Below are 12,967 nucleotides of genomic sequence, written 5' to 3'. Positions count from 1 at the left end.
AGCGGGGTTTGGCGAGACGAGAGCAGCAGGCACCGAGCCGAAGTCTGCTGACGGTCCTGCTGGGCGCTGTCGGTGCCGGACCACTGCTGCTCTACGGACTCAGTGCTGTCAGCGACTCGATCATCGTCGACCTCGGCATCTCGGAGGCACAATTCGGTCTCCTGGCCACCGCCTGCTTCGCGTGTGCGGCCATCGGCAACGCCACACTGGCACGTGTCGCCGACAGGCATTCGGACATGTCCCTCATGATCATTGTGTTCGCACTCGCCGCCGCGGCATTGGCACTGGTGGCAGTCCCTGCCGGATTCGTGATGCTGATCATCGCCGCAGCACTGTCGGGCCTTGCTCAGTCTTTCCCCAACGGGGTCACCAATCGGATCCTCCTCGAACGTGTTCCGGTGCAGAAGCGGATCGGCTGGGTGGGGATCAAGCAGTCGGGGGTGCAGGTCAGCCAGCTGGTCGCCAGCGCGGTCTTCCCTCTTCTGGCAGCGGCTGCAGGGTGGCGGGGCGCGGCGCTGGTCATCGCACTCGTCCCGCTCGTCCTGATGGTGATGGCCTGGCGTTCGCTGGGCGCCGCACCACTGTTGACCGAGACTTCGGCCTCGGTTGCCGAACCTGATCCCGGTGAACTCGATCTCGCCGAAGGCGTCGGCGCTGCCGCTGATCCTGTTGCGCCGGTGACACCCACGCCAGCCACCTCGCCGCGGTATCCGGGCATGATGTGGGCACTGGCGGCATTCGGCCTGCTCAACGGCATCGGAGTCCAAGCAACCAATGTCTACATGCCGCTGTTCTCAGTGCGCGAGTTGGACTTTCCGCTCGTGCTCGGCGGTGTCACCGCCGCAGTTGCCGGTGCGATCGGTGTGGCTGCCCGAGTCGGTTGGGCCAGGCATATGGCTCGCGGTGCTTCTGGGCCCCGCGTGCTGCTGCTTCTTGCGTTCATCGCCGTCATCGGTGCCGCCTTGTTCTTTGCCGCTGGTGCGACCAGTTGGCCGTGGCTGCTGTGGATCGCGGCGGCCCTGCATGGCACCTCGGCACTCGGCGTCTCGGTGGTTCTCATGAGCGCTCTCATTCGATCGATTCCCGCGATCGCGATGGCGTCGGCAAGTGGAATGGTCACCGCCGGGATGTTCGCCGGGTTCGCCCTGGGGCCGGTGGCCATGGGGCTGTTGGTCAGCTCACCCGGTGGCTTCTCGCTGGGCTGGGCCGTTGTCGGACTGGTCTACCTGCTCTGCGTCCTGCTGGCGGTTCTGCTCATGCGTGTGTCGAGGAGAAGCGAATGATTCGTTCCTCGCGGAGCTGCTGTCCAGGCGTCCTGCGTAGAATCAGGACTATGCGTAAACGTGTGCTCATCATCGTCTTGGCCGTCATTGCAGTGCTCGGATTGATTGCCGGTATGCTCACCGGCACCCCAACGTGACGGTCGTCCCGTCACTCGATGAGAAGGTCCGAGAGGGTCAGGCGAGTAACCGGTCGTTGGTCGACACAGCTGAGTGCCGCCGCATGAGAGCGACGACAGGGCACGGAGGCTAGGCTCAATCCATCGATTTCCGGATAGTCGGGGGCTCTGATCGAAGATGTCCAAGCACCGCTGCCGTCAAGAGATAACGTTTCCTCACTGGTTCGCATCACTTCGGTTCGCACCACTTCGAGCTTGTTGGGCTCCACAATCAGACCATGTCCACTCGTCTTCAGCGCGGCTTCCTTGGCTACCCAGAGTTCGAGACGCCTCCGATCTGGGTTCGTGCAGTCGGAGGTGCCCTCGTTCGGGGCCAGCACATAGTCATCGAATCCGGGGAATACGGCGCTCGGGAGACCTTCGATGTCGACGCCGATGGGTGAGGACGGCGGCGCAGAGCCGACCATCACCATCGTTCCCGATCGCGACAGGCTGACTTCTGCGCCCGTGACCCGCGGCTTGCCGTGTGGTCCACCGCAGCTGCGGCAGCAACGCGTGAATTCCAGGTCACCAGCACTCCGAACATCGGCACCGATTCGACGAGCAGCGACGAGACGCAGGACGAGATGTGCGCAGCGATAGGCGATCCGATCGGATGCGTGGCGCATGCGATCGGAACGCTTCATCTCAGCCGGTGAGAGCAGTGAGGCGAGCCATGGGTGAGCCCGCTGAATCTCGCGCACCTCGCTGATGTCGCACACCAGGTACTCGATCCCGGCAACGGTCATCTGCGACTGATCCCTCGGTACTGGGACACCGCGATCGTGGAGAAGATCGCAATGACAGCCACGCAGCTGATCACCGCGTAGAGCATCGGGTTGTCTGCCGCCCAGCCGGTGCCTGAGGTGTACCCAGCGGGGGAGACATTGCCGAACAGTTCTCGGACGCTGGTTGCCACTGCGGTGACGGGGTTCCACGAGGCGATCGGCTGCATTGGTCCAGGCAGTGAATCGACCGAGACGAAGGCCCCTGAGAGGAAGGTGACCGGAAAGAGCCAGATCAGGCCGAGGCTCTGAGCCACCTCGACACTTCGCGCCGTCAACGCGATGAACGCTCCGATCCACGACATGGCGAATCCGAAGAGGAGCAGGAGCAGGATGCCGAGGAGCGCTGACCATGGGCCTTCGGTGATGCGCCACCCGATGATCAGTCCGCAGGCCATGGTGACGACGAGGGAGATCACACCGGTGGCCAAATCGGATGTGGTCCGGCCCAGAATGACTGCCACGCGGGACATCGGCAGCGATCGGAACCGGTCGATGAGCCCCAGCTGAAGGTCCTTGGCGAGGTAGACGGCCGTGAATGAGGAGTTGAAGGTCAGCGTCTGGGCCAGGATTCCCCCGATGAGGAACTCCCGATAGGGTGCGCCGCCCAGGCTGCCGCCGAAGACGAACGCGAGCAGGAACACGAAGATCACCGGCTGCACGACGCCGGTGACCAGGGCTCCGGGGGTTCGGCCCACGTTGAGGAGATTGCGCCAGGCGATGACGGAGCTGTCGCGTGCCGCCGACGTGATGGTGCTCAAGCCTCCACCTCGACTTCCGGCTGCGGCTGAGGCGATGGTTCCGCAGTGGCCGGGCTTCCAGTCAGCTCCAGGAAGACGTCGTCGAGCGTCGGACGGCACAGTGCCGCCTCGGTGACGACGACACCGGCTCGGTCCAGAGCTCCGAGCACCTCCAGCAGAGTCTTCTGTCCCTGCGAGGCCGGGACCGTGAGGCGCTGACCCGTGGAATCGTGCTGCGGTGTGACCGAGCCTCCGAGGAGACGCTCGATGATGCGCAGAGTCTCGGCGAGGAAATCGGAGCTGACCAGGGTCAGCGCGATGCGTTCTGCGCCGAGGCTGACCTTGAGTTCGTTCGAGGTCCCCTCGGCGATGACTCGACCGGAGTCGATGACGGCGATGCGATCCGCCAGCTGATCGGCTTCCTCCAGATATTGGGTCGTCAGCAGCACAGTGGTCCCTTGGCCGACAAGAGTGGAGATGACGTCCCAGGTGTCCAGCCTGCCGCGGGGGTCGAGGCCGGTGGTGGGTTCGTCGAGAATCACAACCGGTGGCCTGTAGACCAGAGCCGAAGCCAGGTCGAGGCGCCGTCGCATGCCACCCGAATAGGCGCCTGCTCGTTTGTCTCTGACGTCGACGAGGGCGAACTCCCTGAGCAGTTCGCGAGCTCGAGCTCGCGCCTCGGTGCGACTCATCCCGTAGAGTCGGGCGACCATCAGGAGGTTCTCGTAGCCGGTGAGCTTCTCATCGACTGCCGCATACTGTCCGGACAGTCCGATGCTGCGGCGCACGGCGGTGGGATCGGCTGTCACCGAGTTCCCCGCGACGGTCGCGTCTCCGGAGTCGGGACGGATCAGCGTCGACAGAACCTTGACCGTGGTGGTCTTGCCTGCCCCATTGGGCCCCAGCAATCCGAAGATCTGTCCCTGGTCGACCTGCAGATCGATTCCGTCCAAGGCTCTGAAGCTTCCGTAGTTCTTCCTCAGCTGGTCAATGCGGATCACTATGACGCGATCTCGGCGAGCCGGCGCGGAGTGATGTCCGTCCAATTCGCCTCGACGAATTCGAGGCATTCATCGCGCTGAGCCGGGCCGAAGGCGATGACCCAACCAGCGGGCGCATCGGCGAACGTCGGCCATAGGGAATGCTGTTGGAGGTCGTTGACGAGTACACGGAAAGTGGCGGTGGTGTCATCAAAGGGGTTTTGCACTTTTCCTCATCTCCTGTCGATTGCTGGTGAGATATAACGCTTACATCTGTGGTTCGGCGTCATCGTCCAAGTGGATTGCCATCGCGGGAAGAATTTCTCGAAGGGCAGGCACTGTGAGCATGCCTGCGTGTCGTGCCGGGACTTCGGTGACGTGAATGTGACCAGTGACATATGGCCGCCATGATTCGGCAGTGGGGGTGCCGGGCGGAACATCCTGGGTGGCTGTGAAGACCACGACATCGCCGACGAATCTCTCCGCTGGAGCTTCCCGGAGCAGTCGAGACATGGTGAAGAACCCGTCGGTCATCGCCTTCATGGTCTCAGTCGACACGTTGCCCAGCGGATTGCCGAGTTCGCGCAGCAGCTCCAAAACCCGTTCGTCGTCGAGGTCTTCCGTTCCGACCCGAACGCCAGGATGATTGGCGCCGAGGTAGTCGGCCCACAGCTCCGGACCCACGACCATTTCGTTGGCGGCTTGACCGTCGGGGAAGGCGTCGAGGATCCCGAGGAAGGCAACGTCCTCACCGAGCTCTTGCAGCCGCGCGGCCAGGCGGTGCGCCAGAATGCCGCCGAAGGACCAACCCAGCAGGTGATACGGACCCTCCGGCTGCACCGACCTCATCTGCGCGATGTAATCGTCGGCGAGCTCGATCAGCGTGTGAGCAGTGACCTGCTCCGGATCCTCCTGTGCCAGTCCCGGCATCTGCAGGCCGATCAGCGGACGCTGTGCATCGAGGCCGTGGAGCATCGTTGCGAAGCCCCAACTGATGCCGGTGGCCGGATGCACCGTGAAGAGAGGAGCCTTCGTGCCCGTCGTACGCAGCGGAAGCAGACGCTGCAGGCTGTCCCTGACCGAATCAGCAGTCTCCTGGCCCGCTTCGTCCACCAACTGCTCGACTGTCGGCGAGCGGAAGAGGGACTGGACCGAGAGCTCGGCACCGAGGGCCTCGTTGACGGCTGCGATGAGCGGTCGGGCGAGGAAGGAGTGGCCGCCGAGTTCGAAGAACGACTCGTCGATCCCGACACGGGGCAGTGAGAGCACCTCGGCGAAGATGGCGGCCACGGTCTCCTGGCGTGGCGTGCGAGGTGCCGAACGCGACCCGAGCTCTGTCTGTGATGGGTCGGGAAGCGCTGACTCATCGATCTTGCCGTGCGCTGTCAGTGGGATCTCGTCGATGACGACGATCCGCGGCGGGACCATATAGTTCGGCACCATCGACCGCACATGTCGCCGAGCCTCATCGGCGAGGTCTGCACGCTCCTCTCCCGCTCCCGGGGCAGTGGTCCCAGCCGCTACGACATAGCCGACCAGCGCCATGGTGGCGGCATCAGCGCCGAATGGCCTCACGAGTGCGTCCTTGACGTTCGGGGCCGAGCGCAGTGCGCGTTCGACCTCGCCGAGTTCGACCCGGAACCCGCGGAGTTGGATCTGGTTGTCGCTGCGACCCAGGAAGCTGAGGCCGCCGTTGTGATGACGAACAACGAGGTCCCCGGTCCGGTACATGCGTTCACCTGGCTCACCGTAGGGATCACTGACGAAGCGTTCGGCGCTCAGTCCGCTGCGGCCTCGGTATCCGTGTGCCAACTGGCGCCCGGCGAGATAGAGCTCTCCAGTCGTCCCGGCTGGCACATGGTGGAGTCGTTCGTCGAGCACATAGCCGCGCATGTGCTGCAGCGCCGAGCCGAGAACCGGAGCCGCGGAGGCGGCTACGGGCCCGGCAAAGGCGTCGACAGTGGTTTCGGTGGGGCCGTAGAGGTTGTAGGCACTGATGCCGGGGCGTTCGCGCAGCCACCCCCAGAGGTCCTCATCGATCGCCTCACCGCCGAGGGCGAGAGTCACTGGGTCATCTGCCTTGGCCGCTTGGTCGATCAGTTCCAGGAAGTCCGGTTCTGTTCTGAGCTGACGCAGGTAGCTGGGGGTGGTCTCCCAGAACCCGATACGCAGATCGCGGAGCAGGTGTGCCAGCTGCTGTGGGTCGCGCTGGACCAGTGTGGAGGTGATGTGGACGCGGTGCCCGACCATCATCCACAGCAGGGGGTCCCATGCGGCGTCGAAGCCGATACCGGTAGTGTGAGCCACCGTGACCTGCTCGGCACCGGTGGCCGGGGTCGGCAGATAGGTGGCGCGGTGGGAGGCGAGCAGGTTCGCCAGCGCATCGTGGCCGACTTCAACGCCTTTGGGCCGTCCAGTCGAGCCGGAAGTGAAGGTCACATAGGCCGCCGGATCGAGTTGTCCCGCCGGAGGCGTCTGTTCCGGTGCCGCAGTCACCGAGACTGGCCACGGCCAGGTCGGTCGGGCATCGTCGACTGTGCCGTCGAGGGCTGAAATCTCAACGATGGGAGGGGCGATCCCGGCCTCGGCGAGGACAGGTGCCAGCTCCTCCGCGGTTCCTGTTTCGGCTAAGACGATGCTCGGTGTCGCATCGGCCAAGATCGCAGTCGTGCGACCTGTGGGGTAGTCGATGTCGATCGGGTTGTAGGCAGCACCGGACTTGAGAACGGCCAGGGTGGCGACGATGATGCCTACGCCGCGGCTCAGCCGCACGGACACCGTCGACCCGGGCCCGGCACCGAACCTGACGAGTTCGCGGGCCAGCAGATCGGAGGCTTCGTTGAGTTCCCTGAACGTCAGCGAGGTGTCGGCTGATTCCACCGCGGTGGAATCGGGCAGCTGGCGCACAGTGGTGGCGAAGACATCGAGGACCATCGGCAGAGAACCCGAGGAGACCGGGCCGGCGAGTTGGTTGATCGCGTGAGTGACCTCTGCAGTCTCGAGGAGGCAGATGTCGGAGATCGACCTTGCGGGCTTCTGCACGAGTTCGGCGACGAACCTGGACAGATTCTCACACATGTCGCTGATCGTTGCGGTCTCGAACATCGAGGAGTTGTAGTCGAGCACGACGTCCAGACCGGCTTCGGGAGTCGACCTGCCTGAGGCGGTCCTGCGGAAGGTGAAGGAGAGGTCGAACTTCGCATCTCCGGTCTCGACCTCCGGTTCGATGCTCGTGTCGACTCCCGGGAGGTCGAGGAGGGGAGAGGCCGTATTCTCCAGGGAGAGCATGGTTTGGAACAGAGGATGGCGGCCCAGCACCCGGGGCGGATTGATGGCTTCGACCAGCCGCTCGAATGGTACGTCGTCGAGTTCCAGTGCGTCGATGACCGCGGTTCGGGTGCGCGCAAGCAGGGTGTGGAAATCCGGTTGGGAGGAGACATCGGTGCGGATCGGGACGGTGTTGACGAAGAGCCCGACCATGTCCTCGAGCTCTGGGTCCGAACGTCCGGCGCTCGGCGAGCCGATGACGACGTCCTCACTGCCGCCGATTCTGCTGAGGAACCCGGCGAGCACTGCGTGCAGTGCCATGAACAGGCTGGCTCCCGCCTCGGCGGCGATGGCGGTCAGGCGTTGCGTCGTGCGGTCGTCGAGGCGGAAGTGATGGTGACGGCCGGCTTGACGGGCGGTATGCGGACGAGGATGGTCCGAGGGCAGCGGCGTTTCGGACGGAATGCCCGCCAAGCGCTCGGTCCACAATTGGGTTCTGTGCTCCAGGAGCGGACGACCGTCACCGACAAGAGTCTGCGTTTCAAGCACGTGACGCTGCCACAGAGCAAAGTCAGCGTACTGGACGTCGAGCTTTCGTCGCATCGGTTGGGCGGAGCCGCGCAGTGCGGCATAGGCGGTCGCCAGGTCCTGAGTCAGCGGCCCCAAGGACGCTCCGTCGGTGGCGATATGGTGCATGACGAGATGAAGGACCCATTGGCCGCCTTCGGCGAAGAGGACAGCCCGCAGGGGCAGGTCGGTGCTGAGGTCGAATCCTCGGGCGGCTTCCCGGGCCATCTCCTCTGTGGTCGCGGCCGGCGACGGGGTGGTGCGGCGATCGAGGATGCCGTGTCCGGCCTCTGGCGGCAGGATGTGCTGGACAGGTCTGCCATCGATGGTCGGATAGATGGTGCGCAGGATCTCGTGCCGAGTGATGACCTCATTCAGAGCCTGGGCCAGGATATCCGGGTCCAGGTCTCCCTCAAAACGCGCCGCGAGAGAGATGGTGTAGTCGGAGGCCCTGGTGTCGAGCTGATTGAGGAAGTGCATTCTCGCCTGCCCGAAAGACAAGGGGATCGCGTGAGGGCGAGCACTCTGGGAAGAGCGTTTCCACTCGGACAGGCGCAGCCCCGAAGTGGCACCGGGGTCAGCGGTGGGCACCTCTTCGGTGCGTGCTGACCTGCCTTCATCCAGTCCGGTCGGCAGGCTGCGGGACGAGCCATCGAGGCGGCCCAGCAGGGCCGCGGGAGTGGGAGCATCGAAGATCGTTCGCAGCGGAAGATCGGCGTCGAATGCCTCACGGATGTGACCGATGAGCGAGACGGCGAGCAGCGAATGACCGCCCAGCTCGAAGAAGTCGTCGTCGAGTCCGATGTGCTCGGCCTCGAGCACGAGCGAGAACTGCTCACACATGGTGCGTTCGTCCTGAGTCTGGGCGGCGCGGGAGGACCGGCCTCCCGTCAGGTTCGGAACCGGCAGACGACCGCGGTCGAGTTTGCCGTGAGACGTCAGCGGAATCGAGTCGACTGAGATGAGCACGCGTGGGACCATCGGTGCCGGAAGTCGGCGGGTGAGATGGCTGCGGATGACGCTCTCCTCGACGTCGCCGGCATAGTAGCCGACGAGTCGTGCCGATTGCGGGTCCTGCGGGTTGTCGACTACGGCCGCGGCCTGTTCGACGCCCTGGCAGGCGGTCAGCGCATTTTCGACGTCTCCGAGCTCGATCCGGTACCCGCGCAGCTTGATCTGGTCGTCGTCACGGGAGATGAAGTCGAGGCGTCCGTCCGAGGTTCGGCGGACCAGGTCACCCGTCCGGTACATGCGCTCGCCGTCGCCGTGTGGGTTCGCGACGAACCGCGCCGAGGTCTCTGCCATGCGGTTGACATAGCCGGTGGCGATTCCGTCTCCTGCGAGATAGAGCTCGCCGACGACGCCGTGGGCAACTTCGCGAAGATGCTGGTCCAGGACCAGAGCCTGAACGTTCCTGACCGGATGCCCGATCGTGGTGTGCTCTCCTTCGATCTTTGCGGTGACTGAGTCCACGGTGAATTCGGTGGGCCCGTAGAAGTTATAGGCTCGTGTACCCGCGTGCTGGGCCAGTTCACGCCACAGGTCATCAGGCACGGGTTCTCCGCCGAGAGCGATCGTCAGCACAGGGGTCTTGCGGTGCTGTGTCTCGCCACGGCCGTCGGCGTGATCGGCGCGATCAGGGTCGTGTTCGAGGGCTCCGACCCGGTCAAGGAGACCGGAGGCAATCAGCTGACGCACAAATGAAGGCGTGGTCTCGAGCGCATCGATCTGCTGCTCACGACAGAATTCCACGAGCGCCTCGGCATCTCGGCGCACATCTTCGTCGACGATGTGCAGGCTCGCTCCGGCCACGAGCCAGAGCACCGGGTCCCAGGCGGCGTCGAAACCCAGACCGGCGGTGTGTGCGACTCTGACCGACTCTTCACCCAGGCCTGCCTCGGCGAAGATCGTCTCCTGGTGGTGAGCCAGGAGATTGGCCAGCCCGAGGTGGGGCACAGCGACGCCCTTGGGTGTTCCGGTGGACCCGGACGTGTACATCTCATAGGCGCGGTCATCGAGATTCGGACGATAGTCGTCCCCGCGAGCGAATGCTGGTTCGGCATGCAGATCCGCGGTGGAGATGGTTGTGCCCGCTCGCACCGGCACGTCGGGGGAGTCGATGATGACGGCGACCGGGTCGCTCACGTCGAGGATCAGCCGGATCCGTTCCTGCGGGTAGCTGAGGTCGATGGGAACGGCGATGGCTCCGATGCTCAGCACCGCCAATGGCACGATGATGGCATCGGCGGATCGTGGCAGAGCGATCGCGACCCGCTGACCGGGTTCTATGCCTCGCCGGCTGAGCGCGCGGCCGTAGCGGTGCACGCGGTCCCCGAGTTCGGCAAAGCTCAGTTCGGTGTCCTCGGCCACGAGTGCGGTCCGCTCGGGGTGACGGTGGACAGTGGTGTCGAGCGCGTCGATGATCGTCGTCTCGACTCGCTCGCGATCGGCTCCGCGGCTCTCCTGGCGAATAGTGTCGAGCTCTGCGCCGCTGAGTACCTCGACGTCTGAGAGAAGACGGTTCGGTTCGGTGGCGAACTGTTCGAGCACGTCCACGAACCTGGCGGCGATCCCGCGGGCAGTGGAGTCGTCGAAGAGTGTGGAGTCGAATTCCAGGGAGCCGCTGATTCCGGCCGCCTCACCACGGCGTTCGGCCAGATCGAGGAGCAGGTCGAACTTCGCCTCCGAGACCTGCGGGCCGGAGTCCGGCTCGACGTTGAGGTCGCCCATGTCGATATCGACAGGCTCCGTGTTCTGCAGTGTCAGCATCACCTGGAACAGGGGGTGAAGACCTTCAGAACGCGGTGGGTCGAGCTCGTCGACGACGCGCTCGAACGGGGCATCCTGATTGGCGTAGGCCGCGAGGTTGGATCCGCGGACTCGGTCGATGACGTCGGCAGCACTCGGATTGCCCGAGGTGTCGGTGCGCAGGACGAGCGTATTGACGAAGAACCCGACGAGTTCGTCGAGCTTGGTCTCGGTTCTGCCTGCGACTGGGGTGCCGATGGGGATGTCACTGCCCGCACCGAGCTTGTCCAGCAGGACGGCGAATGCCGCCTGCAGCACCATGAACAGGCTGGCATTGCGCTCGCTGGAGAGTCTGCGCAGTCCGGCATGGACCGTGGGACTGATGTCGACCGGAATTGCACGGGAGACAGATCCTGAGTTCGCAGCACTTCTGGTCCGATCAGCGGGGAGGCGCAGCTGTGAGGGCGCGTCGGCCAGCGTGTCCTTCCAAAATGCCAGTTGGTGCGAGAGCGCACTGTTCAGGTCGTCCTCGGTTCCGAGGGTCTCTCGCTGCCACAGGGCGTAGTCGGCGTACTGCACAGTAAGAGGGGGAAAGGCCGGGGCCCGACCCTGCCCGCGAGCGCGATAGGCGGTGGAGAGGTCTCTGGCCAGGGGTCCAAGTGACCAGCCATCAGCAGCGATGTGGTGCAGAGTCAGCATCAGCACATGATCATCCTCGCTGAGCCTGATGAGGAGGGCCCTGATCGGAAGTTCTGTGGAGACGTCGAATCCTCGGGTGGCCTCAGCTTCCACGGTGTGGTGGACGAGCCCTTCACTGACGCCGACCGTGGACATAGCGACGCGGGCGTCGGCCGGGTTGAGAATGACCTGCTCGGGCTGCCCAGCCGTCCAGGGGAAGACGGTGCGCAGGCTCTCATGCCGCGCGGTGACGTCATTGATGGCCGATTGCAGCGCATTGACGTCGAGTCGTCCGCGCACGCGCAGAGTCAGGGGAATGTTGTACGCCGCGGAACTCGGATCGAACTGGTTGATGAACCACAGACGAGCCTGGGCATATGAGAGTGGTACCTGGGTGGGTCGGTCTGCGGCGACGAGCTCATGACCGGCATCGTCGGTGGTGGCCTTCGGGTCGAAGCGGGCGCTGAGCTCGCGGACCGTGGGGTGTTGGAATACCTCGCGCAGGGCGGGTGCGGTGGCGAAGCTCGTGCGCAGGTTGGCGACCAATTGGGTGGCGAGCAGCGAGTGTCCGCCGAGTTCGAAGAAGTCATCGTCGATGCCGACGGAGTCGATGCCCAACACGTCGCTGAAGGCCTCGGCCACGATCCGTTCTTGGGAGTCTCTCGGCGCTTCGGATTCGGAACGTGCCGATTCCGGTTCGGGGAGGGCCTGGCGGTCGAGTTTGCCGTTGACTGTGAGTGGAATGCTCTCAATCTGCATGATGAACGAGGGAACCATGTAGTCCGGGACACGGGTCTTCATAATGCGGCGCACCTCGGCGGTATCGAGCTGCGAAGGAGAGGTGACGAAACCGAGCAGCTGAGCATAGCCGGCCTGGTTCTGCCTGAGTTCGACGATGGCCGAACTGATCCTGGGATCAGACTGCAGGGCGAGTTCCACCTCAGAGAGTTCGACTCGGTAGCCGCGCAGTTTGATCTGCTCATCGGCGCGGCCCAGAAACTCGATGCCGCCGTTCAGGGGCCGGCGGACGATGTCTCCGGTACGGTACATCCTCGAACCATCGTCGGCGAACGGGTCGGCAACGAAGCGTTCAGATGTCGTACCGGGACGGTCCACATAGCCGCGCGCCAGGTTGAGCCCTGCGATGTAGAGCTCTCCGGTGGCCTGTTCGGGCACAGGGGCCAGCCGGGAATCGAGGACGTAGTGCCGAGTGTTCGTGACGGACTGGCCGAGGATCGGCGACGTGTCGGCAGCGATGGTTGCGGTCAGACTGTCGACGGTGGTCTCTGCCGGTCCGTACAGGTTGTAGGCGGTCATTCCTTCACGCGCGGCCAGCTGTTTCCAGAGTCCGCTGTCGACTGCTTCTCCGCCCAACGCGACGACGCTGGGGTGGCCGTCCGCGCCGAAGCTGCTATGAGCCAGCAGAGCCTTGATGAACGAGGGCGTCGTCTCGGTGGAGTCGATGCCATGGGTGGTGAAGTAGGCCGTCAGGGCCTCTGGGTCGCGGCGGGTGAGCGAGTCGATGAGGTGGAGTTCATGCCCGGCGAAGAGCCACAGCAGCGGGTCCCATGCGGCGTCGAATGAGATCCCTGCGGTGTGTGCCACCCGCAGCCCGCGACCGAGGCGTTCCGCGGCTGGAGCGAAGATGGTCTCCTGGTGGCTGAGGAAGAGATTGAGCAGCGACTGATGTTCGACGCCGATGCCCTTGGGCCGGCCGGTCGACCCGGACGTGAAGATCACATAGGCGAGGTCGTGGGGGGGCGG

6 protein-coding genes are annotated in these 12,967 nt (G+C 64.5%); 1 reads left to right on the top strand and 5 read right to left on the bottom strand.

Annotated elements, in window-relative coordinates:
* The first annotated feature begins 8 nt into the window (after positions 1-8).
* Positions 9-1,283, top strand: a complete 1,275-nt coding sequence (locus ACE03M_RS09120) for an MFS transporter (protein ID WP_485933678.1) — start codon at positions 9-11, stop codon at positions 1,281-1,283.
* Positions 1,284-1,431: 148 nt separating this feature from the next.
* On the opposite strand, the gene ACE03M_RS09115 is transcribed toward ACE03M_RS09120, so the two are convergent.
* Genes ACE03M_RS09115 through ACE03M_RS09095 form a run of 5 tightly spaced genes read right to left on the bottom strand, consistent with a single transcriptional unit; the run spans position 1,432 to position 12,943 of the window.
* Positions 1,432-2,187 carry a 4'-phosphopantetheinyl transferase family protein gene (locus tag ACE03M_RS09115; RefSeq protein WP_485933677.1) on the bottom strand — a complete coding sequence of 252 codons (756 nt, stop codon included), beginning with the start codon at positions 2,185-2,187 and terminating at the stop codon, positions 1,432-1,434.
* Positions 2,184-2,984, bottom strand: coding sequence for an ABC transporter permease (locus tag ACE03M_RS09110; protein ID WP_485933676.1), 801 nt, complete (start codon positions 2,982-2,984; stop codon positions 2,184-2,186). The genes ACE03M_RS09115 and ACE03M_RS09110 overlap by 4 nt, the downstream gene beginning before the upstream one ends.
* Entirely contained in the window at positions 2,981-3,964 is a 984-nt protein-coding gene (locus ACE03M_RS09105; protein WP_485933675.1) for an ATP-binding cassette domain-containing protein, read from the bottom strand. The genes ACE03M_RS09110 and ACE03M_RS09105 overlap by 4 nt, the downstream gene beginning before the upstream one ends.
* The gene (locus tag ACE03M_RS09100) at positions 3,964-4,170 is read right to left on the bottom strand and encodes an MbtH family protein (protein WP_096159599.1); all 207 of its coding nucleotides are present in this window, start codon (positions 4,168-4,170) and stop codon (positions 3,964-3,966) included. The genes ACE03M_RS09105 and ACE03M_RS09100 overlap by 1 nt, the downstream gene beginning before the upstream one ends.
* Positions 4,171-4,210: 40 nt before the next feature.
* The gene (locus ACE03M_RS09095) at positions 4,211-12,943 is read right to left on the bottom strand and encodes an amino acid adenylation domain-containing protein (protein WP_485933674.1); all 8,733 of its coding nucleotides are present in this window, start codon (positions 12,941-12,943) and stop codon (positions 4,211-4,213) included.
* Positions 12,944-12,967: the final 24 nt, after the last annotated feature.

The organism is Brevibacterium sp. AGC70 (assembly GCF_057334195.1).
Note: the sequence above shows the minus strand (reverse complement) of the source record. Positions and strands in the feature narration are given on the sequence as shown.

Coding starts and splice junctions, on each gene's coding strand:
- ACE03M_RS09115 (WP_485933677.1), bottom strand. CDS start 2,187: ATGACCGTTGCCGGGATCGAGTACCTGGTGTGCGACATCAGCGAGGTG.